Annotated in this window: 23 protein-coding genes; 14 read left to right on the plus strand and 9 right to left on the minus strand. The window is 70.9% G+C overall.

Annotated elements, in window-relative coordinates; translation table 11 throughout:
• Window positions 1-447: 447 nt before the first annotated feature.
• Window positions 448-2,007 (plus strand): hypothetical protein, encoded by a 1,560-nt coding sequence (locus ACSC1Q_RS25870; protein WP_436761269.1) that lies wholly within the window; start codon window positions 448-450, stop codon window positions 2,005-2,007.
• A gap of 844 nt (window positions 2,008-2,851) precedes the next feature.
• On the opposite strand, the gene ACSC1Q_RS25875 is transcribed toward ACSC1Q_RS25870, so the two are convergent.
• The 4 genes from ACSC1Q_RS25875 to ACSC1Q_RS25890 form a co-directional block, all read right to left on the minus strand.
• Complete coding sequence (locus ACSC1Q_RS25875) at window positions 2,852-3,118, minus strand: GlsB/YeaQ/YmgE family stress response membrane protein (protein ID WP_436761270.1); 267 nt, start codon at window positions 3,116-3,118, stop codon at window positions 2,852-2,854.
• A 93-nt stretch (window positions 3,119-3,211) separates the two neighbouring features.
• Window positions 3,212-3,478 (minus strand): GlsB/YeaQ/YmgE family stress response membrane protein, encoded by a 267-nt coding sequence (locus ACSC1Q_RS25880; RefSeq protein WP_436761271.1) that lies wholly within the window; start codon window positions 3,476-3,478, stop codon window positions 3,212-3,214.
• A 188-nt stretch (window positions 3,479-3,666) separates the two neighbouring features.
• Window positions 3,667-4,125: a 2-C-methyl-D-erythritol 2,4-cyclodiphosphate synthase gene (ispF, locus tag ACSC1Q_RS25885; RefSeq protein ID WP_436761272.1), complete on the minus strand. Its 459-nt coding sequence runs from the start codon at window positions 4,123-4,125 to the stop codon at window positions 3,667-3,669.
• Between the two features lie 17 nt (window positions 4,126-4,142).
• Window positions 4,143-4,625, minus strand: coding sequence for a CarD family transcriptional regulator (locus tag ACSC1Q_RS25890; protein WP_030924410.1), 483 nt, complete (start codon window positions 4,623-4,625; stop codon window positions 4,143-4,145).
• 284 nt (window positions 4,626-4,909) lie between these two features.
• Here ACSC1Q_RS25890 and ACSC1Q_RS25895 point away from each other — a divergent pair, with 284 nt between their 5' ends.
• Entirely contained in the window at window positions 4,910-5,494 is a 585-nt protein-coding gene (locus ACSC1Q_RS25895) for a copper chaperone PCu(A)C (protein WP_436761273.1), read from the plus strand.
• Between the two features lie 160 nt (window positions 5,495-5,654).
• On the opposite strand, the gene ACSC1Q_RS25900 is transcribed toward ACSC1Q_RS25895, so the two are convergent.
• Window positions 5,655-6,344: a response regulator gene (locus tag ACSC1Q_RS25900; RefSeq protein ID WP_344750312.1), complete on the minus strand. Its 690-nt coding sequence runs from the start codon at window positions 6,342-6,344 to the stop codon at window positions 5,655-5,657.
• On the minus strand, window positions 6,341-7,522 hold the full coding sequence (locus ACSC1Q_RS25905; RefSeq protein WP_436761338.1) for a sensor histidine kinase: 1,182 nt from the start codon (window positions 7,520-7,522) through the stop codon (window positions 6,341-6,343). Before ACSC1Q_RS25905 ends, ACSC1Q_RS25900 begins: the two co-directional genes overlap by 4 nt.
• Before the next feature lie 158 nt (window positions 7,523-7,680).
• Here ACSC1Q_RS25905 and phoU point away from each other — a divergent pair, with 158 nt between their 5' ends.
• On the plus strand, window positions 7,681-8,340 hold the full coding sequence (phoU, locus tag ACSC1Q_RS25910; RefSeq protein WP_436761274.1) for a phosphate signaling complex protein PhoU: 660 nt from the start codon (window positions 7,681-7,683) through the stop codon (window positions 8,338-8,340).
• 114 nt (window positions 8,341-8,454) lie between these two features.
• Here phoU and ACSC1Q_RS25915 read toward each other — a convergent pair whose 3' ends face one another.
• The 3 genes from ACSC1Q_RS25915 to mshA form a co-directional block, all read right to left on the minus strand.
• Complete coding sequence (locus ACSC1Q_RS25915; RefSeq protein WP_436761275.1) at window positions 8,455-9,198, minus strand: phosphoglyceromutase; 744 nt, start codon at window positions 9,196-9,198, stop codon at window positions 8,455-8,457.
• 93 nt (window positions 9,199-9,291) lie between these two features.
• The gene (locus ACSC1Q_RS25920; RefSeq protein ID WP_436761276.1) at window positions 9,292-9,771 is read right to left on the minus strand and encodes a type III secretion system chaperone family protein; all 480 of its coding nucleotides are present in this window, start codon (window positions 9,769-9,771) and stop codon (window positions 9,292-9,294) included.
• 191 nt (window positions 9,772-9,962) lie between these two features.
• The gene (gene mshA / locus ACSC1Q_RS25925; protein ID WP_436761277.1) at window positions 9,963-11,246 is read right to left on the minus strand and encodes a D-inositol-3-phosphate glycosyltransferase; all 1,284 of its coding nucleotides are present in this window, start codon (window positions 11,244-11,246) and stop codon (window positions 9,963-9,965) included.
• 106 nt (window positions 11,247-11,352) lie between these two features.
• Between mshA and ACSC1Q_RS25930 the strand changes: the two genes are divergently transcribed.
• The 11 genes from ACSC1Q_RS25930 (at window position 11,353) to ACSC1Q_RS25980 (ending at window position 19,951) form a co-directional block, all read left to right on the plus strand.
• Window positions 11,353-12,090 (plus strand): SDR family oxidoreductase, encoded by a 738-nt coding sequence (locus ACSC1Q_RS25930; protein WP_436761278.1) that lies wholly within the window; start codon window positions 11,353-11,355, stop codon window positions 12,088-12,090.
• A 2-nt stretch (window positions 12,091-12,092) separates the two neighbouring features.
• The gene (locus tag ACSC1Q_RS25935; RefSeq protein WP_436761279.1) at window positions 12,093-12,905 is read left to right on the plus strand and encodes a class I SAM-dependent methyltransferase; all 813 of its coding nucleotides are present in this window, start codon (window positions 12,093-12,095) and stop codon (window positions 12,903-12,905) included.
• A gap of 158 nt (window positions 12,906-13,063) precedes the next feature.
• A complete protein-coding gene (locus ACSC1Q_RS25940) occupies window positions 13,064-13,594 on the plus strand; it encodes a GNAT family N-acetyltransferase (RefSeq protein WP_436761280.1) in 531 nt (176 codons plus the stop codon).
• A 61-nt stretch (window positions 13,595-13,655) separates the two neighbouring features.
• Window positions 13,656-14,021 carry a BlaI/MecI/CopY family transcriptional regulator gene (locus ACSC1Q_RS25945; RefSeq protein WP_344750298.1) on the plus strand — a complete coding sequence of 122 codons (366 nt, stop codon included), beginning with the start codon at window positions 13,656-13,658 and terminating at the stop codon, window positions 14,019-14,021.
• Window positions 14,022-14,945 carry a M56 family metallopeptidase gene (locus ACSC1Q_RS25950; RefSeq protein WP_436761281.1) on the plus strand — a complete coding sequence of 308 codons (924 nt, stop codon included), beginning with the start codon at window positions 14,022-14,024 and terminating at the stop codon, window positions 14,943-14,945.
• A gap of 195 nt (window positions 14,946-15,140) precedes the next feature.
• Window positions 15,141-15,671 (plus strand): helix-turn-helix domain-containing protein, encoded by a 531-nt coding sequence (locus tag ACSC1Q_RS25955; protein WP_436761282.1) that lies wholly within the window; start codon window positions 15,141-15,143, stop codon window positions 15,669-15,671.
• Between the two features lie 3 nt (window positions 15,672-15,674).
• On the plus strand, window positions 15,675-16,127 hold the full coding sequence (locus tag ACSC1Q_RS25960; RefSeq protein WP_436761283.1) for a hypothetical protein: 453 nt from the start codon (window positions 15,675-15,677) through the stop codon (window positions 16,125-16,127).
• A gap of 281 nt (window positions 16,128-16,408) precedes the next feature.
• Entirely contained in the window at window positions 16,409-16,738 is a 330-nt protein-coding gene (locus ACSC1Q_RS25965) for a DUF2516 family protein (RefSeq protein WP_436761284.1), read from the plus strand.
• 173 nt (window positions 16,739-16,911) lie between these two features.
• On the plus strand, window positions 16,912-17,463 hold the full coding sequence (locus ACSC1Q_RS25970) for a GNAT family N-acetyltransferase (RefSeq protein ID WP_436761285.1): 552 nt from the start codon (window positions 16,912-16,914) through the stop codon (window positions 17,461-17,463).
• A gap of 105 nt (window positions 17,464-17,568) precedes the next feature.
• A complete protein-coding gene (locus tag ACSC1Q_RS25975; protein ID WP_436761286.1) occupies window positions 17,569-18,573 on the plus strand; it encodes a LacI family DNA-binding transcriptional regulator in 1,005 nt (334 codons plus the stop codon).
• Window positions 18,560-19,951 (plus strand): serine/threonine-protein kinase, encoded by a 1,392-nt coding sequence (locus ACSC1Q_RS25980; protein ID WP_436761287.1) that lies wholly within the window; start codon window positions 18,560-18,562, stop codon window positions 19,949-19,951. The genes ACSC1Q_RS25975 and ACSC1Q_RS25980 overlap by 14 nt, the downstream gene beginning before the upstream one ends.
• The last annotated feature ends 47 nt before the right edge of the window (window positions 19,952-19,998 follow it).

The raw sequence follows: 19,998 nt of genomic DNA on the forward strand, positions 1-19,998 counted from the left end.
ACGCCGTCTTCCGCACCCGGAGATTCCACTCGCACCGGCCCGGCATTCGTGCGTCATCTCCCATATCTCGGCGTGGCGATGACATTCCGTGAGGGTCTGTGGGGTCGGACACCGCGATGGCCGTGCGCGGGTCGCGGGCGAGGCCGACGCTCTCGCGTCACGCCCTGACCGTCGAGAACACGAGGTCGTCCCCACCTGCTTTCGCCCGTCCCCGTCCTGACCGTCGAGAACACGAGACCTGCCTTCGCCCGGCCCCGCCCCGACGGCGCACGCGCCTACGGGCTTCCGTCGCCGTTGAGCGGCGTCACGGCGGCGAAGTTCGCGGTGTCGAACATCTCTGATGAGATCGGATGATTTCTCCGGCCCTTTGTCCCGACCGTTGTCCCGGCCGCTTCCAGAAAACTTCCTCGATCATGCTAGATGCCGATTCTGTAGGCTCAAAGGGCCATGGACGTCAAATCCCCCGGGGCGGCAGGCTCGATCTCCCGCCCATCCCCGCCCCCGTCGCTGCCCGCCGCCACCGAGCCGAGCCGGGTGACCGTCGCCCTGCGCCGCGCCGGGATCGCCGTCACCGGAGTCGGCGTGGCCGGGCTCACCGCCGCCGCCTGCGTACTCTCCTTCGAGGACCTGCGCGCCCTCGCCGTGGCGGGCAGGGCGCCCGCCGATCTCGCGTACCTGTATCCCGCCGCCTTCGACGCCCTGCTCGTCATCGCGATGATCGGCGTACTGCTGCTGAGAGGCGGCTGGTGGCCGGTACGGCTGCAGGCGGGCGTGATCCTGACGCTGCTGTTCGCCGGCGCGGCCGCCGCCGAGGTGTCCACCGCGATGCGGATGGCGGTGGACGAGGGGCGCGCGGCCGTCGTGGTCGCCGTCGCCCCCTGGGTGACGCTGATCCTGGCCCTGTGGCTCTGGCTCCTGCTGATCAAGCACGCCGCCGCCCGCAGGGCCGCGAGCGACGCGGCCCTGTCCGGCCTGCCGCCGTCCGGGCGCGACATCGTGCCGTTCCCCGAGGCGGGCCGGGCGGCTCAGAACCGTCCCGGCGCACCCGATCCCGAGGAGCGGTGGCAGGCCCCGCCGCCCCACCCCGAGCAGCGGCCCGCCCACCCCGGCCACGAAGACCACTCCGCTCACGGGGACCACCCGGGTCACGGGCACCACTCAGGTCACGGAGACCGTCCGGGTCATCCGGTGCATCCGGGGCATCTGGTGCACCACCCCGCGGCGGAGATCATGCTCGATCCGCATTCCGCGCCTCCCCTGGAGGCCGCCCCGCACCACGAGCTCCCGGCGGGAGAGCCGGTGGTCGGCCCCACCGCGGCACCGGAGACGCCCGAGGTCACCGACATCCCGCAGGACCCGCCGCCCCCTCGGGGGCCCGCGGCTCCCTTGCCGGGCAAGCCGATGCGTTGGGGCGACCTGGTCCGGCCTCGCCAGGGCGACCTGCTCGTCCACCCGCCCCGTCCCGCCGTACGGGCACCAGAGCCCGAGAGCGGTGGCAGGGTCAGCGAGCGGGTGGAGACGTGGGACAGTGACGCCGACCTTCCCCGGGAGCGGACGGCCCTTTCCCAGGAACGGACCGACCTTCCCCGGGAGCAGGCGGCCCTTCCCCGGGAGCAGGTAGCCGAGGTGAGCGAGCGCGACGCCGACACCCAGCCGATCCTCGCCGTGAAGGACCGCCCAGTGAAGGACCGCCCGGCAAAAGACCGCGCGGCGAAGGACCAAGCGGCGAAGGACCAGGCTGCGAACGTCCCGCCTGGCGAGATGACCACGGAGCGGACGGCGAGGACGGCCACGGAGGCGGCTTCGGAGAGCGCCTCGGAGGCGCCTGTGGCGGCGCGAGAGACGCGTACCGCGGGCCGGAAGGCCGGGAAGTCCCCCGACCCGGCGCACGGCGCCGAGGCCGCCGAGGCCGGGGAGGAAGCCGAGGCGCGGTCGCACGACGAGGACGGCAGCGCGGCACCGCCCTCCGGGCGGATGCGCAGCACGCCCGTACCACCGGGTGAGTGAAGAGACGAAGGCGAGGAGTGGGAAGCGAGAGACGGGGGCGGCCCTGAGCCGCTTCCCAGTCGTCCGCCAAGGCTCCCGCGCGGCCGTTGAGGTTCCGCGCTGCCGTCGGGTGCCTGTCGGGTCAGCTCCGGGGCCTGGGAGGAGCTGACCCGGGCTTCGGGCCGTCGGCTCAGCCGGGTCTCTCCGCTTGAACGGCTGAGACCGCTGAGATCGGCTACGTGGTCGGCGTCCCTTCGGCCCCGCCGTACGCGCTGGGCAGGTGCTCCAGGCGTTCGAGAACCACGTTCTCCGGGTGTGGACAGGCGGGTGGACCCGGGGCGTCGTCGCCCGGGAGGGTCGCACCGTTCGGCCGCTCCATCCCCTCGCGAGCGGTACCGGCCCTGTTCGTGGGTGGTCTCGCCGGGGCGGGAATCGGCCGGAGGTGGTACGGGCCCCGTCGCCGCCCGGCCGGCCTGTCAGGCGGCCGGGCGGCGACGGGGTGGCGGCGGGGTCTGGGCCGCACACCGTGGTGGACACCGAGCGGCGGTCTCCTGCCGGAACCGCCGTTCGTCCACCGGGTTGGACCGGCCCGCAGCTATTCGCTCACACATGTGTGAACGGCGCCCCGCTGCGGACCGGCGATTTGCTCACCTCCGGGCCCGTGTCAGGAGCGGCCGGAGACCGGTTCGGCACGTTGCTCGAACCGGCCGTGAACGACCGAGACCCGCTCGGCAGGCCAGATGGAACCGAGCGGGTCTTCTCCTGGAGCACGATGACATCGTGCGCGTCATCGCGAGTGCCTCCGGACCGGAGGGGGTCCAGTCGAGTCTCGGCGAGGTCGCCGGGATGTCTCACCCGGTGTTCGCTAGACCCTGGAGCGCTTGAGGCCGGCGACCAGGCCGACACCGACGATGGCGAGGCCCACCTGCATGACGAGTTCGATCCAGTCGATACCGTCCGTGGTGGCGACGCCGAGAACCTGGGCGATGGCGGTACCGATGAGCGCGGCGACGATGCCGACGACGACGGTCAGGATCAGCCCGATCGCCTGCCTACCGGGAAGCAGGAGACGACCGAGGGCGCCAACGACCGCGCCGATGACAATGGCCCCGAGAATAGACGCGATAGTCACTTTCAACCTCCCAGTGATCGTGAGACCTTCACTCTCACAGGGAGGTGGCTACCCCCTGAGTCACGGATATTCCTACAGGCGGCAAAAAATCCTTCAGTGCGTCTTTCTCGTCTGCATCTGGACGACGAGGAGCACCCCGAGCACCGCGAGCGCCAGCTGGATGATGTGCTCCCACCAGTTGACCCCGCGCGTGTTGGTCAGCCCGAGCGCTCCGGCGATGAGAGTGCCGATGAGCGCGGCGACGATGCCGACGATGAGCGTCAGTCCGATGCTGATGTTCTGACGCCCGGGAAGGATGAGGCGCGCCAGGGCGCCGATGATGGCGCCGATGATGATTGCGGAGACAATCGAGACGATCATGTCTGGCTCCCCCTGTTACGAGACACGGTCACCAAGGGGTTACCCAGCGCATTCACTGATCACGCTAAAAAAGGGGTGGCCCGTACCGCGCCAGGAAACGGGCCACCGCCTCGATATGAATCGGCGGGCATTCCGCGCCGCCCGCCGGAACGTTTTCCACGTTCCGTATAGAAGACGCCTGACACCCGCTACAGGTTCACCACGATCGCGGTCGCGACGGCCGCGACTCCTTCGCCGCGCCCGGTGAGCCCGAGCCCGTCCGTCGTGGTGGCGCTGACGCTCACGGGAGCCCCCACGGCGGCGCCGAGGGCCTTCTCGGCCTCGACGCGGCGGGGGGCGAGCTTGGGACGGTTGCCGATCACCTGGACGGCCACGTTGCCGATCTCGAAGCCCGCGGCCCGCACCTTGCGCGCGGTCTCCTCCAGCAGGGCGACACCCGAGGCGCCCGCCCATCGGGGGTCGGAGGTGCCGAACAGGCCGCCGAGATCACCGAGGCCCGCCGCGGACAGCAGCGCGTCACAGGCGGCGTGGGCCGCGGCGTCACCGTCGGAGTGACCTGCCAGGCCGGTCTCGCCGGGCCAGTGCAGACCGGCGAGGTGAAGCTCGCGGCCAGAAGCGAACGGGTGGACGTCGACCCCGACGCCCACCCGTGGAAATGTCTTGTTCAGGAGTTGAGAACCTCGTCCAGCAGGGCCTCGGCCTTGTCCTCGTTCGTCTTCTCCGCGAGCGCGAGCTCGCTGACGAGGATCTGCCTGGCCTTCGCCAGCATCCGCTTCTCTCCTGCGGAGAGTCCGCGCTCCCTGTCTCGCCGCCACAGGTCGCGAACGACCTCGGCAACCTTGTTGACGTCGCCGGACGCCAGCTTCTCAAGGTTCGCCTTGTAGCGTCGGGACCAGTTCGTGGGCTCTTCGGTGTGAGGCATTCGAAGCACGTCGAAGACGCGCTCAAGGCCCTCTTGTCCGACGACATCGCGAACACCGACGAGTTCTGCGTTGTCAGCCGGCACCTGGACGGTAAGGTCGCCCTTGTCGACCTTAAGAACCAGGTAGGTCCTTTCCTCACCCTTGATGGTTCGGGTCGTGATCGCCTCGATCCGAGCAGCCCCGTGGTGGGGGTAGACGACAGTGTCGCCGACCTGGAAAGTCATGTGACAAGTACCCCTTCCGCTGTACTCAAGAGTACCACGTATCCACAGCCTCCCGGAACAGTGAAATCACCATAACTGCAGGTCAAAGCCGCATCTTATGACTTGACAAGTGACCAAGTGTGTGAATCAGAGGGGCAAAAAGCACTTATGACCTGCGTTCCTCGCCTTCGGATGACGAGGCGGGCCGGCGCGAAAGGACGGGGCGGGTCGGCGGGAAACCCGGTAAACGTCGCCGATAGGGTTGCCCTTGCCCTATCTCACGCGTGACAAGGAGAACTCGCACCGTGACCCGCAACATCCGCCACCGGGCGATCGTCGCCGCGGCGTTCCTCGCAGCCGCTCCGGCCCTGGCCGGCTGCGGTGCCGGATCCGACGCGATCACCAACAAGCCCTACTCGCCGACCGAGGCCCTCTCGGTCAAGACGAAGGGCATCGACATCTCCCAGGCCTTCTTCCTGGGCCCGGACTCCGGCGCGACGCTGCCGGCCGGGGCGGCCACCCCGCTCTACCTGTCGCTGGTCAACACCAACGCGGGCACCGACCAGCTCGTCGGCCTCGGCGTCGACCCCGCCCTCGGCACGGCGAAGGTGAGCGCGCCCGTGGCGCTCCCTCAGAACCAGCGGGTGACCGTCGGCAAGCCGACCCCCACCATCCTCGTCGAGGCGCTGAAGAAGCCTCTCAGCGGCGGCGAGGGCGTGAAGGTGCAGCTGCAGTTCGCCAACGCCGGCATCGTGCAGCTCACGATCCCCGTCGTCACCCGCAGCCGCGAGTTCACCGCCTACCCGCAGGCGCCCGGCGCCTCCGCGGCCCCCACGCCGTCGCCCACCCCCTCCGCCACCACCGGGGACGAGCACTCCTCAGGACACTGACGCTCCGGGGCCGGCGACGGCCTCCGGACACGCCGAGGGGCCGTACGGCGCGGGCACGCCGTACGGCCCCTCGGTCGTCCGGAGGCGGGTGAACAACCGCGGAGGCGGACGCCGTCCCGGGTCCGGGAGCGGACGGTCGCCTGGAGACGCGCGGGGAGGCTCAGATCTCCGCGGGATCGAACTTGTAGCCCAGTCCCCGGACGGTGAGGATGCAGCGCGGGTTGGAGGGGTCGGACTCGACCTTGGCCCGCAGCCGCTTGACGTGCACGTCCAGGGTCTTGGTGTCGCCCACGTAGTCGGCGCCCCAGACGCGGTCGATGAGCTGGCCCCGGGTGAGCACCCGCCCGGCGTTGCGCAGCAGCACCTCCAGCAGCTCGAACTCCTTCAGGGGCAGCTGCACGGCCTCACCGCGTACGGCGACGATGTGGCGGTCGACGTCCATCCGGACCGGACCGGCGGCCAGCACCGCCGACTCCAGCTCCTCCACGTCGCCCTGGCGGCGCAGCACCGCGCGGATGCGGGCCACCAGCTCCCTGGAGGAGAAGGGCTTGGTGACGTAGTCGTCGGCGCCGAGCTCCAGCCCGACGACCTTGTCGATCTCGCTGTCCTTGGCGGTGAGCATGATGACGGGCACGTTGGAGCGCTGCCTGAGGGAGCGGCAGACCTCGGTACCCGGCAGGCCGGGGAGCATCAGGTCGAGCAGCACCAGGTCGGCGCCGTTGCGGTCGAACGTTTCCAGCGCCTCCGGCCCGGTGGTGGCCACGGCCACCTCGAAGCCTTCCTTGCGCAGCATGTATGACAGGGCGTCGGAGAACGATTCCTCGTCCTCGACAACGAGCACGCGAGTCACTGCGCGGCCTCCAGGGGAATCGTGACTGTGACGGGTTCCGTGACCGCCATGCCGCCGAAGGCGGGCAGGCGGAGGGTGAATGTGGAACCGGAACCCTCCTTGCTCCACACCGTGACCGCCCCGTTGTGGGAGGCGGCCACATGCTTGACGATGGCCAGGCCGAGGCCGGTGCCACCGGTCGCCCGCGAACGTGCCGCGTCGACGCGGAAGAACCGTTCGAAGATCCGCTCCTGGGCGCTCTCGGGGATGCCGATCCCCTGGTCGCTCACGCTGATCTCGACGGATTCGGTGTTGGGGCCGGCCGCGCGGGCGCTGACCACGACCCGGGTGTGCTCGGGGCTGTAGGCGACCGCGTTGTCGATGAGGTTGCGCAGGGCGGTGACGAGGAGCTCGTCGTCGCCCCATATCCGCAGGCCCTCGACCCCGCCGGCGACGAGGGTGATGTCCTTGGCCGCCGCGGTGGTGTTGCAGCGGTCGATGGCCTCGTGCACCGCCTCGTCGATCAGGACCGGGCCCGGGGTGGGGATGGGCTCGGCGCCCTGGATACGGGAGAGGGTGATGAGGTCCTGGACGAGATAGGTGAGCCGGGCCGCCTCGTGCTGCATGCGCCCGGCGAAGCGGGTGACCGCCTCGGGGTCGTCGGCGGCGTCCTGGATGGTCTCGGCCAGCAGCGACAGCGCGCCCACCGGCGTCTTGAGCTCGTGGCTCACGTTGGCCACGAAGTCGCGGCGCACCGCCTCGACGCGGCGGTGCTCGGTCTGGTCCTCGGCCAGGACGAGCACCTGGCCGTGCGAGCCGAGCGGGGCGACCCGCACCGCGAAGTTGGTCGACTCCTGGCCGAACTTGTGACCGGCCACCTCGATCTCGCTCTCGCGGATCTCGCCGTCCCTGCGTACCTTCCTGGCCAGCGCGAGCAGCTCGGCCGCCATCAGGTGATCTCCCTTGACCAGGCCGAACGCGCGTGCCGCCGAGCTGGCCCGCAGCACGCGGTCCTCCTTGTCGAGCACGACCGCCGAGGAGGGCAGCACGGCCAGCACCGAGGCGACCCCCTGCGGCAGCGCGCCGGGCTCAACGCCGTCGACCGGTGTCATCGCACTCCGCTGTCCCTGGGTATGGCGGACGACCATCACGGCCAGCGCTCCCACGACGAAACCGGCCAGCGCGGCCAGGCTCGCCATCAGCTCACTCACACGGTCCTCCCGTAGGCTTCACGTCCCCGATGGTAGGTCGGAGTTTTCCCATTGAGGACTGCTAAGAGGGCATGACCATGGCCTTTCCCATAAAGTTCACTTTACGGTCGAGGTTCGTTCACCGTTACCGCCCTACGGTGATTCTCATGCGCGACGCCTATCACGAAGAACTCGACGCCCTCACCGAGCGGCTGGTCGAGATGACCCGGCTCGTGAGGTCGGCGATATCGCGGGCCACCACAGCCCTCCTCGACGCCGACGTCCACCTCGCCGAGAGCGTCATCTCCCAGGACGAGGAGGTGAACCGGATCTTCGCGGAGGTCGAGGCCTCGATCTTCGACCTGATGGCCAGGCAGCAGCCCGTGGCCGTGGACCTCAGAATGATCATCGCCGCGCTGCGGATGGGCACCGACCTGGAGCGCATGGGCGACCTCGCCGAGCACGTGGCCAAGATCGCCAGGCTGCGCCACCCCGACTCCGCGATCCCGCCGGAGGTCCGCTCCACCATCCTGGAGATGGGGCAGATCGCCGAGCGCCTCGTCACCAAGACCGGCAGCTGCATCGCCTCGCGCGACGTGGAGTCGGCACTGGAGCTGGAGTCCGACGACGACGCCATGGACAAGCTGCACCGCAAGCTGTTCAAGGTCCTGATGGCCCCCGACTGGAAGTACGGCGTCGAACCGGCCATCGACGTGACGCTGATCGGCCGCTACTACGAGCGCTACGCCGACCACGCGGTCCGCGTCGCGCACGACGTGGTCTACCTGGTGACGGGCTCCCGGCCCCAGGACGGCTCCGCTTTCTGACCCCCGTCGCCCCTCACGAACGTCCGCGCGAAGAGGGAGGGCCCGCCGGATCCGGCGGGCCCTCCCTCTTTTCCCGGCTTTTCCGGCGTTCTCGTACGTTCCCGGACGCCGGGGCTACTTGCCCTGGTTGGCGACTGCCTCGATGGCGGCCTCGGCCGCGGCGGGGTCGAGGTACTGGCCGCCCTTGGTGACCGGGTGGAAGGCGTCGTCCAGCTCGTACCGGAGCGGGATGCCGGTGGGGATGTTGAGCCCGGCGATCTCCTCGTCGCCGATCCCGTCCAGGTGCTTGACCAGCGCCCGGAGCGAGTTGCCGTGCGCGACGACCAGCACGCTCCTCCCCTGCGCGAGGTCGGGCACGATCTGGTCGTACCAGTAGGGCAGCATGCGCTCGACGACGTCCTTGAGGCACTCGGTCCTCGGCAGCAGCTCGCCCGGCAGGAGCGCGTAGCGGGCCTCGCCGGCCTGGGAGAACTCGTCGTCGTCGGCGATCGGGGGCGGCGGGACGTCGTAGGAGCGGCGCCAGAGCATGAACTGCTCGTCACCGAACTCGGCCCGCGTCTGCGCCTTGTCCTTGCCCTGCAGGGCGCCGTAGTGGCGCTCGTTGAGCCTCCAGGACCGGGAGACCGGCAGCCAGAGCAGGTCCGCGGCGCCCAGCGCGAGGTTGGCGGTCTGGATCGCCCTGGTCAGCAGGGAGGTGTGCACCACGTCGGGCCGCACCCCCGCGTCGAGCAGCAGCCGCCCGCCGCGGCGCGCCTCCTCCTCGCCCTTGGCCGAGAGCCCCGCGTCCACCCATCCGGTGAACAGACCCTTTGCGTTCCACTCACTCTCACCGTGCCGAAGCAGCACCAAAGTCGACATGCGGACAAGCTTAGTGGGCGCTTGCTTGACGTCTTCGGCGCTCCACCCGCCCCGGACCTGACCCGGGTCCGGCCTCCCGAGGGAACAGGCCCCTCAGCGCTCGGGGTCGGCGAAGCGGGCGAAGGCCTGGAGGTTGGCGAGCGACTCGCCGCGCTTGGCGCGCCACTCCCACTCGCGCCGGATCGAGGAGGCGAAGCCCAGCTCCAGGGCGCGGTCGAAGCCCTCGTCGGAGTAGGTGAGCACGCATCCGAGGAGGCGGTCGACCTCCTCGTCGGTGACCGCGTCCAGCGGGACGCGGCCCACGAGATAGACGTCGCCGACGGGGTCGAGGGCGAAGTGGACCCCGTACATGGAGCCGTTCTTGGTGAGGAGCCAGCGGTAGAACTCGGCGTGGTTCTCGTCGGGCTGGCGGCAGAAGAAGGCCTCCACGTGCAGGGACTGGTCGCCGACGATCAGCCAGGTCATCGTGGCGAGCTTGTGCTGGCCGGGGAGCCTCACCAGGAAGGCCCCCGGCCGGGGCTGCTCGTAGGAGGCGTCCGCGCTCTTCAGCGCCGCCTCGATCACTTCACGCATGGGCCCAGCTTACGAGCGGGCCTCACGAACGACGCGACCTCCGCCTCACGAGCGCTTCACGGGCACCGCGTCTCACGAGCGTTCACGGGCACCCGGCCGCACGAGTACTCCGCCTCACGAGCGCTTCACGAGTCTACGAACGCCTCACGAGCGCCTAATGAGCGCTTCGCGGGCGGGCTCCGGGGTGGGGCTCAGGAGTTGACCGCGATCGGGAGGCGGTGCAGGTTCGTCATCGCCCCGGCGTAGACGTCCGCCAGCCGGGCCGCGGTGGCCGACCAGCCGAAGGCCGCCGCGTGGGCCACCGCGGCCGCCGACAGCGTCTCCCGCCAGGCGGGCTCGTAGACGAACCTGCGGAGCACCCGCGCCCAGTCGTGGGCGTCGTGCCCCTCGACGAGCACCCCGGACACCCCGTCGCGCACGGCGGTGCGCAGCCCGCCCACGGAGGCGGCGGCGACCGGGGTGCCGCAGGCCTGCGACTCCAGGGCCACCAGGCCGAACGACTCGCTGTGGGAGGGGACGACGGTCACGTCGGAGGCGCGGTACCAGTCGACCAGCTCGTACTGGGGCGCGGGGGGAACGATCCTGACCACGTCGGAGATCCCCAGCGAGGCGGCCACGTCGGTGAGGTAGGAGGGCCTGGCCAGGCCGTTGCCGCTGGGGCCGCCGACGCAGGCGACGACCAGCCTCGACCTGAGCGAGGGGTCGTCGATGAGCATCCTGGCCGCGGCGCGCAGCAGCACGTCCGGGGCCTTCAGCGGCTGTACGCGGCCCACGAACAGCAGCACGTGGGCGTCCTGCGGCAGCCCGAGCCGGTGGCGGGCCGCGCCCCGGGAGGCGGGCTGGAAGACCCTGAGGCTCACCCCGGGGTTGACGACCTCGACGCGGGCCGGGGCGGCCCCGTACAGCTCGACGAGTTCCCTGGCCTCGGTCGGGGTGTTGGCCACCAGGCGGTCGGCGACGTCCACGACCTGCTGCTCGCCCAGCACCCTGGCGGCCGGCTCCGGCCTGTCGTCGGCGGCGAGCAGGAGGTTCTTCACCTTGGCCATGGTGTGCATGGTGTGCACCAGCGGCAGGCCCCAGCGTTCCTTGGCCAGCCAGCCCACCTGGCCGGAGAGCCAGTAGTGGGAGTGGATGACGTCGTAGCGGCCCGGCTCGTACATGGCCTCGGTGCGCAGCACGCCCGAGAGGAAGGCGCAGAGCTGGCCGGGCAGGTCGCCCTTGTCGAGCTCCTCGTACGGCCCGGCGGTGACGTGGCGGACCGAGACGCCGGGGACGAGCTCGGCGACGGGTGGCAGATCCCGGGACGTCTGCCGGGTGAAGATCTCCACCTCCACCCCGAGTTCGGCGAGGCGTTTCGCCACCTCGACGATGTAGACGTTCATCCCGCCCGCGTCCCCTGTCCCCGGCTGGTCCAGGGGGGACGTGTGCATGCTGATCGTCGCGACTCGGTTGACCCGTCGGCGCCTCACCGACACCACCTCCGAGAGGGCTCAACCATCGGATAATCCGCAACATTCCCGACACATGACCGCTTCAGCCCCGAACAGGCCGTCCCTGCGGCTCCTGGCAGGATGGGGACCCATGAAGAGGACAGCTGTGGTGACAGGGGCCAGCAGTGGGATCGGCGAGGCGACGGCCCGCAGGCTCGCCGCCGAGGGCTTCGAGGTGGTGGCCGCGGCGCGGCGCAGGGAGCGGCTCGACGAGCTGGCCGCCGAGGTGCCCGGCATCCGCCCGGTCACCCTGGACGTGACGTCGCAGGAGTCGGTGGACGAGCTGGCCGCCTCGCTCGACCGCTGTGACGTGCTGGTCAACAACGCCGGTGGCGCGATCGGCCTGGAGCCCGTGGCGAGCGGGCAGGTCGCCGACTGGCAGCGGATGTACGACGTCAACGTGCTCGGCGCGCTCCGCGTGACCCAGGCGCTGCTGCCCCGGCTGATCGGGTCGGGCGACGGCGTGCTGCTGATGCTGACCTCGGTGGCCGGGCTCGTCTCGTACGAGGGCGGGGGCGGCTACAACGCGGCCAAGCACGCGCAGACCTCGATGACCGAGGTGCTGCGGCTGGAGCTGGTCGGTCAGCCGGTCAGGATCGTCGAGGTCGCCCCCGGGATGGTCCACACCGAGGAGTTCTCGCTCAACCGCTTCCGCGGCGACTCTGCCGCCGCCGGAAGGGTCTACGAGGGCGTGCCCGACCCGCTCTCCGCCGCCGACGTGGCCGACGCCATCGCCTGGTGCGTGACCCGCCCGGCCCACGTGAACGTCGACCGCCTCGTCATCCGCCCCCGGGCCCAGGCCGCCCAGCACAAGGTCCACCGCGTCTGACCGTGCCGAAGCCGAGCCCGATCGCGCCGAAGCCGGTAGGGGCGATCACCAGGGGGACGACCGGGCACAACCGCCTGCGGCGGGCCGACCGCTGGGTCGTCGCCGCGCACGGCCGCCTGCTGCGCTCCGCCGTCCGCCCGCTCGTGGTCGACCTGGGGTACGGGGCCTCGCACACCACGACCCTGGAGCTGTTCCTGCGGCTACGCGCGATCTGCCCCTCGGTCGAGGTCGTCGGCGTCGAGATCGACCCGGCCAGGGTGGCGGCGGCGAAGCCGTACGAGCGGCCGGGGCTGTCCTTCGCGCTGGGCGGCTTCGAGCTGCCGGTGGCGCGGCCGCCCCTGCTGGTCAGGGCGTTCAACGTGCTGCGGCAGTACGGGGAGGCGCAGGCGTGGGAGTACTGGGCGATGCTCTCCGGACGGCTCGCGCCGGGCGGGGTGATCGTCGAGGGCACCTGCTCGGAGGTGGGCCACCGCGCGGTCTGGGCCGGGCTCGACCGCTCGGGGCCCCGGACGCTCACCCTCTCGGCCCGCTTCGACTCCTTCGAGCGCCCCTCGGACCTGGCCGACCGGCTGCCCAAGACGCTCATCCACCGCAACGTCCCCGGCGAGCCCGTGCACGCCTTCCTGCGCGACTTCGACCGGGCCTGGGCCGTCAACGCCCCGCTGAGCTCGTACGGCTCCCGGCAGCGCTGGATCGCCTCGGCCGGGACGCTGGCCGGGACCTGGCCGCTGGCCGAGCGCCCGCCGCTGGGCGGCCGGGCGCGCTGGCGGCTCGGCGAGATCACCCTTCCCTGGGCCGCGATCGCCCCACGCTGAACGGACCGCGGTCGCCTGGTGTCGACCGGGTCGTACTCGCCTCGTACTGACCGGGCCGCGGTCGCCTCGCGCTGACCTGGTCGCGGCCACCCCGTACGATCTCAGAAGTTTGGTTAGGCATACCTAACTTGCACTCATATATTTGGTAAAGTCCACGCATGGCAGAACTGCGGTTCGTGGTGGACCCCGAACTCACCCCCGCGCTCACCGGCGAGCTCGTCGAGTGCTGGACCGAGGTGGTCAACGCCGGGGGATCGGTCGGCTTCGTCCCCCCGGTCACCTCCGACGACATCCTGGAGACGGCCACCGCCACCTTCGCCGCCTGCGACACCACCCGCGACAACCCCGACCACCTGCTCGTCGGTTTCGACGCGGAGGACCGGGTGGCGTGCTGGCTGATCCTGGGCGACGGGAAGTCGCGGCTGCGGGCGCACTGGCGCTGGGCGCTGCGGGTGATGGTCCACCCCAAGCACCAGGGCGGGGGTTACGGGACGCTGCTCATGCGCGCCGCCGACGACGCCGCCCGCGACCTGGGCGTGGAGGCGCTGCATTTGACGGTCCGCGGCGGCACTGGGACCGAGGGCTTCTACGCACGGCTGGGATACACGGAGGTCGGCCGGATCCCGCGGTCGATCCGCCTTGCCCCCGGCGACGACAGGGACGAGATTTACATGGTCAAACACCTGTGACGCAAGTCACTCGACAACCCGTAGTACTACCCCTCGTGGTGCGGGAGTTAGGCTTGGATGCGTGAAGGGTCTCGGCGAGCTTGAACGCAGCATCATGGACATCATCTGGGCACAGCCATCCTCCGTGACGGCGCGGGAGGTCGGGCGTCTGATCGCCGACCGCGACCTGGCGCCCACCACCGTGATGACCGTGCTCGACCGGCTCACCCGCAAGGGGTTCCTGCTCCGCACCCGGGACGGGCGCGCGTGGCGGTACGCACCGGCGGAGAGCCGCGACGCCTACGTCGCGGAGCTTATGCTGGAGGCGCTGGACATGACCGGTGACCGGTCGGCGGCCCTCACCCGGTTCGCCCAGGCCGTCACCGGCACCGAGGCAGACATCCTGCGCAGGGCCCTGACGGACCTGGAGGAGCTGGAGGACGAGTAGATGACCGCGGCAGCCCTGGCGACGCTCGCCCTGGTCTGCGCGGTCGGCGCCTGGCGGTTCACCCGGGCACGGTGGACCTACCGCGCCCCGCACGTGGCCATCGTCCTGTGGCAGGCGCTGGGGGTCACCTGGGGCCTGGCCGGGACGGGCGCCCTGCTCGGTTACGCCCTGGAGCCCTACGACGAGGGCGTGCTGCACGGCCTGCACGAGTTCGCGGTCTCCCCGTTCGTCGGCGGGCGCGGGCTCCCCCAGCCGTACGAGCTGCCGAGGGTCGTCGCGCTCGTCGCCGGGCTCACCGCGCTGGCCGTGCTGATCCTGGTGCTGCTCGCCGCGGGCGCGCAGACGTTCCGCGCCCGCCACCGCCACCGCACCCTGCTCGCCCTGATCGCCAGGGAGGACCCGGTGGTCCCCGGCGTACGGGTGCTCGACCACCCGGGTGCCACCGCCTACTGCGTGCCCGGCCTGCGTTCCCAGGTGGTGGTGAGCGAGGGGGCGCTCAAGCTGCTCTCCGCCGACGAGCTGAGCGCGGTGCTCGCCCACGAGGCCGCCCACGTGCGCGAGCGGCACGACCTGGTGCTGCTGCCCTTCGCCGCGCTGCGCCGGGCGCTGCCCTGGTCGCGCGTGGTCAGGGACGCGCAGGGCGAGGTCGGCCTGCTCGTGGAGATGGCCGCCGACGACGTCGCCCGCCGCTGCTGCTCCGCGCGCCGCCTGGCGACCGCCCTGCTGCGCTTCGGCACGGCGGGCGCCGTCCCGGCCCCGCACGGCGCCCTGGGCGCCGCGAGCTCCGCCACCGCCGTGATGGCCAGGGTCGAGCGCCTGGTGAACCCGGTCCCCGTCCTGCCGCGCGGGATCCGCTACGCCATCGTCGCCTTCTCCGTGGTCCTGACGTCGTCGGCGCCGCTGCTCTGGCTGGTCCCGTACTAGTCCTGTACCAGGGCGTGCGCCGGGCGGGTCCGCGTTGACCTGTGTTGAAGGTGTGGGCTGTCCGCGTACCGAACCAAGAGTCACCCCTGGCACTTCGGCCGGATTCGTCCATCTTTCGCCAAACTCACCCCAAAGTGCTTGCAAGTGTTAGCCAACCCGTTTGCAATAGCAAGCACTTTGGGGCAGACTCGACGCATGGCACTACCGAAGGTCGGCTCGATCGGTGAGTACATCCGCGAGCAGCGCACGCACGCGAAGATCTCCCTGCGACAGCTCGCCGCGGCGGCGGGGGTCTCCAACCCCTACCTGAGCCAGATCGAGCGCGGGCTGCGCAAGCCCAGCGCCGAGATCCTGAACCAGATCGCCAAGGGCCTGCACATCTCGTCGCAGGCGCTCTACGTCCAGGCGGGCCTCATCGAGGAGCGCGAGCCGGACAGCGACGTGCTGACCGCGATCAGGGCCGACCACCTCGTCACCGAGCGGCAACGCCAGGTGCTGATCGACATCTACGAGTCGTTCCGCAAGGAGAACCAGCAGGCCGAGGCCCCGGACGAGGACGTGCAGACCTCCCAGAAAGCACGCCTCGCACCGGAGCCCCGGCGGGGTGACGCGGACTCCTCGCCTGACGACGAGGTGCCGCTTCCCGGGGAATACCTCACCGCGTTGAAGCCCTACGCGGTCCCCCCGAGCAACGGCCACATCACCGAGGAAACCAAGGAAGGTTAACCCATGCCCATCGCCACCGAAGTCAAGAAGCTGGCCGAGTCCAAGCCGTTCTACGCCGTCGCCGGGGCCGGCGACTTCGCCGTCGAGAAGCTCCTGGAGCTTCCCGAGCAGATCCAGAGGCTGCAGGGCCGCCGCGAGGAGATCCGCGAGGCCGCGAAGGACATCCCGGAGCGGGCCAGGCAGCTCGCCGGCAAGGCCGAGGGCTACGCCAAGGACTTCCCCGTGAAGGCGCGCGACTACGCCGACCAGATCGCGGGCCGGGCCAACGAGCTGTACGAGGAGTTCGCCAACCGCGGCCGCAAGGTCGTCTCCAAGACCAGCGGCGAGATCGCCCTGGAGCTGGAGGAGGTCTCCGAGGCCGCCGAGCCCGCGATCGCCGCCGCCCGGACGCCCAGGAAGGGCACCCGGACCTCGAAGTCCACCACGACCGGCAGGTCCACCACGACCAGGGGCTGAGCGCGTCCCTCGCGCACTCCGCCTCCAAGGCCCGCCCCGGCATTCCCCGGGCGGGCCTTCGGCGTTCGAGGGCCCGCGGCCGGCGCGTACGGGGAGGCCGCCGCGTACGGGGAGCGGGACCGGACGCGAGCCAACCGGGCCGGGCGCGAGGACGGGGAACGGCCCCGGCTGGGCGTGAGAACGGGCCGTCGGGCCCGGCCGGTACGGTCCGAGGCCGCCGCGAACGGGACTTTCGGCATTAGGCTGAGGGAGACCGGCGAGGCGAACGTTCTGGAGAGACGATGATCGAAATCCACGGTGCCCTGGACCTGGTCTTCTGGATCCTGGCCGTCGGAGTGTTCGCGCTGTCGGGCTGGGCGCTCGTGCACGCGGTGAAGACCCCGGCGCGGGCGTTCGCGGTAACCGGCAAGCAGACGAAGAACCTGTGGATGGTCATCCTCGGGCTGGCGGCGCTGTTCGGCTTCGCCGCCGCGGTGCAGTACCTCAGCGTGCTGAGCATCTTCACGATCGCGTCCGTCATCGCCTCGGGCATCTACCTGGCCGACGTGCGTCCCGCCGTGCGGGAGATCGGCAAGGGCGGCGGCAACCAGGGGCCGTACGGACCCTGGTAACCCGTCCCGGGGCCGGGGTTCGGCGCGGCCCCGGACGCGCCCGGGCGGGGCTCGTTCCCGCGGCCGGGCGACACGACCCGGGCGCGGTCCGGGCATGATCCTGGCGCGGTCCCGGGGTGGCCGCGGACAACCGGTTTGCCCGGCGGGGTTCCTGCCGGTAGACACGCCGGATGATGTTCGCACGCAAACCCACGCTCTCCGGAGAGCACGTGACGCTCAGGCCGGTCGGTCCCGAGCACGTGGACGGCCTCTGGGAGCTGGTCAACGACCCCGAGACCGTCCGGCTCACCGGCTCGCACGGCAAGCCCGAGTACGAGGGGCTCAAGGCCTGGTACGGCTCGCGGGGCGACCACGGCGACCGGCTGGACCTGGCGATCTGCGACGCCGGGGACGACACCTACGTGGGCGAGATCGTGCTCAACGAGCTCGACGCCGAGAACCTCTCCTGCAACCTGCGGATCGCGCTGATCGGCCCCCGGGCGTACGGCAGGGGATACGGCACCGAGGCGATCCGGCTCACCCTCGACCACGTCTTCCGCACCACGCCGCTGCACAGGGTGGCCCTGGAGGTCTACGCCTTCAACGAGCGGGCCGCGCACGTCTACCGCAAGATCGGCTTCGTCCAGGAGGGCGTCTGCCGCGACGCCTTGCGTCTAAACGGGGAATGGTATGACTCCGTAATCATGTCGATACTTGCCCCTGACTGGGTTGTCAGGGAAATTTGACATACACATGGTGATTTTTCGGAAACATCTTTTGACACTTCCGAAACAATGCTAGGTTCACTGGGAGCGCTCCCACCTGTGCAGGATCTTGGTGTGGAGGAAGTTATGACCGATCTACCCACACTCGCCCAGGTCGCAGCAGAGGCAGGGGTCTCCCCTGCCACGGCGTCCCGGGTGCTCACCGGTTCAGTCAGAGTCAGCACATCGACTCGTAGGCAGGTGCATGACGCAATATCGCGTCTCGGTTACGTAAGGCATCGCGCTCCCCGTGGCGGCTCCGGCCGCCGATCCGACCAGGTCGTGGCCATCGTGGTCTGCGAACCCGCGCACCGGCTCTTCACCGAGCCGTTCTACGCACGGATGATCACAGCCGCGGAGGAGGTCCTCACCGGGCACGGCGTCCCCCTCGCCGTGATGACCGCCACGGCGGCCACCTCCACCATCGCCACGCCACCGCTCGTCGCCGGAGGCATCGACGGCGTCCTGCTGATCGGCGCGCGTGACAGGCATCCGCTCGTGGTGACCCTCGCCGCCTCGGGCATCCCGGTACGGAGCGCGGGCCGTCCCCCGGACGGCATCGACCTCCCCCACGTCGACATGGACAACCGCGACGGAGGCCGGCAGGCGGCGGAACACCTGCTGCTCGGCGGCCGGAGGTCCATCGGCGTCATCGCGGGTCCGCCCGCCCTGCCGGCCGCCCGCGACCGGCTCGACGGATTCATGCAGACCCTCGCCCTGGCCGGGATGACCGGCGTGCCGGTCGCGTACGGCGACTTCAGCCACACGTCGGGAGTGCACGGAATGCAGTGGCTGCTGCGCAGGATGCCACACGTCGACGCGGTCTTCGCCGCCTCCGACGTGATGGCGGCCGCCGCGCTGCAGACCCTGCGCCGGGCCGGCCGGCGGGTGCCGGAGGACGTGGCCGTCATCGGGTTCGACGACGCCCCCGCCGCCCGGCGGACCTCCCCCACGCTCACCACCGTCCGCCAGCCGGTGGAGGAGTTCTCCGCGCTCGCCACCCGGTTGCTGCTGCTCTCGATGAGCTCGGCCGGCGCTCCCCGCGACAATCCCGTACTACCCACTGAGCTGGTGGTCCGTGAGTCGGCCTGACCAGGTCGGGCTTCGCGCGGGGGACGTGCTCACCCGCAGGTACCTGTTGCTGGAGCGGATCGCGTGGGGTGGCATGAGCGTCATCTGGCGTGCCTTCGACCAGTCGCTCCAGCGGATGGTCGCCGTCAAGCTGCTGGACGGCGAGCTGGGCGTCGACCTGGGGGAACGCGAGCTGATCCGCAGGGAGGCGCGTGCCACCGCGCGCCTCATCCACCCCGACGCGATCGAGGTCTACGACTACGGGGAGACCGTGACCTCGCACGGTCGCCTCGCCGCGTACGTCGTGATGCGCCTGCTGGAGGGGCGCCCGCTGGCGGACCGGATCAACGAGGGCCCGCTGCCGTGGGCGGAGGCGGCGACGATCGCCGCCAGGCTGGCCACCGTGCTGGCCGCCGCCCACGAGCGGGGCATCGTGCACCGGGACGTCACCGCCGAGAACGTGCTGCTGACCTCGACGGGCGCCAAGCTGCTGGACTTCGGCATCGCGGCGTTCATCGGGGAGGACGGCGACGACCGGGCCTCCGACTACGGGACCCCTCCCTACGTGGCGCCCGAGCGGCTGACCGGCACGGTCGCGGATCCGGCGAGTGACGTCTACGCGCTGGGCGTGCTGCTGTTCGAGATGCTCACCGGTGATCCCCCGTACCCGGAACGGACCTGGGAGGAGATCGAGAACGTCCGCCGGGAGGGACCGCCGCCGGTGGCGGCGGTGCCGGGGATGCCCGCGCGGATCAGCGCGCTCTGCCAGGTCTGCCTGTCGCACCGGCCCGAGGCGAGGCCGAGGGCGCAGGAGGTGGCCGACGACCTGGCCGCGGCCCTCAGGCCACCGGCCCCTTCCAGAAGCGCGAGCGGGCTGGTGCGCTGGACGGTGGTCGCGACGGTGGCGGCACTGCTCGCGGGTCTCCTGGTGTGGAGCCGGATCGCCGGTTCCTACGAGGAGCGGGTGGCCGGTCCGCCGGGTCGCGGGACGGTGCCGCCCACGGTCCTCGACCCCACCACGGCCTACCCCGAACCGGGTACGACGCCGCGTCCCAGTCCCTCCACCACCTCCAAGCGGAGCGGGCAGGCGGCGGACCCGGCCCCGGGGGCGGAGGCCGTTCCGGAGGCGAAGGCGATCCGCTCCTACGACCCGAATCTCAACCAGAGCGTGCGGCGCTTCAACGCCGTGCTCGCGAAGGGGGAGGACGAGGGCAGGATCCGCTCCGACGTGGCCCTGGACCTGCGGCAGATAATGGCCAGCAGCGTCTGGGACTCCCGCGACCTCACCCCGATCCGGGGAAAGATCGCCGAACGCAGCCGGGAGGGCTCGCTGCCCGACGACTTCCGCCACGCCCTGGAGGCCCAGCTCCTGCTCGTGTCGGTGGCATTAGCCGGTTAAAAAGCCGAAATATACGACTAAGCCCCCTCAAATCTTACGATGGAGGG

Origin of the sequence: Streptosporangium heterodermiicola (assembly GCF_051390675.1) — a bacterium.
Lineage (GTDB): Bacteria > Actinomycetota > Actinomycetes > Streptosporangiales > Streptosporangiaceae > Streptosporangium.

Coding starts and splice junctions, on each gene's coding strand:
- ACSC1Q_RS25870 (WP_436761269.1), top strand. CDS start 448: ATGGACGTCAAATCCCCCGGGGCGGCAGGCTCGATCTCCCGCCCATCC.
- ACSC1Q_RS25880 (WP_436761271.1), bottom strand. CDS start 3,478: ATGATCGTCTCGATTGTCTCCGCAATCATCATCGGCGCCATCATCGGC.
- ACSC1Q_RS25890 (WP_030924410.1), bottom strand. CDS start 4,625: ATGACTTTCCAGGTCGGCGACACTGTCGTCTACCCCCACCACGGGGCT.
- ACSC1Q_RS25905 (WP_436761338.1), bottom strand. CDS start 7,522: ATGGCGAGCCTGGCCGCGCTGGCCGGTTTCGTCGTGGGAGCGCTGGCC.
- phoU (WP_436761274.1), top strand. CDS start 7,681: ATGCGCGACGCCTATCACGAAGAACTCGACGCCCTCACCGAGCGGCTG.
- ACSC1Q_RS25915 (WP_436761275.1), bottom strand. CDS start 9,198: ATGTCGACTTTGGTGCTGCTTCGGCACGGTGAGAGTGAGTGGAACGCA.
- ACSC1Q_RS25920 (WP_436761276.1), bottom strand. CDS start 9,771: ATGCGTGAAGTGATCGAGGCGGCGCTGAAGAGCGCGGACGCCTCCTAC.
- ACSC1Q_RS25930 (WP_436761278.1), top strand. CDS start 11,353: ATGAAGAGGACAGCTGTGGTGACAGGGGCCAGCAGTGGGATCGGCGAG.
- ACSC1Q_RS25940 (WP_436761280.1), top strand. CDS start 13,064: ATGGCAGAACTGCGGTTCGTGGTGGACCCCGAACTCACCCCCGCGCTC.
- ACSC1Q_RS25950 (WP_436761281.1), top strand. CDS start 14,022: ATGACCGCGGCAGCCCTGGCGACGCTCGCCCTGGTCTGCGCGGTCGGC.
- ACSC1Q_RS25955 (WP_436761282.1), top strand. CDS start 15,141: ATGGCACTACCGAAGGTCGGCTCGATCGGTGAGTACATCCGCGAGCAG.
- ACSC1Q_RS25960 (WP_436761283.1), top strand. CDS start 15,675: ATGCCCATCGCCACCGAAGTCAAGAAGCTGGCCGAGTCCAAGCCGTTC.
- ACSC1Q_RS25965 (WP_436761284.1), top strand. CDS start 16,409: ATGATCGAAATCCACGGTGCCCTGGACCTGGTCTTCTGGATCCTGGCC.
- ACSC1Q_RS25970 (WP_436761285.1), top strand. CDS start 16,912: ATGTTCGCACGCAAACCCACGCTCTCCGGAGAGCACGTGACGCTCAGG.
- ACSC1Q_RS25975 (WP_436761286.1), top strand. CDS start 17,569: ATGACCGATCTACCCACACTCGCCCAGGTCGCAGCAGAGGCAGGGGTC.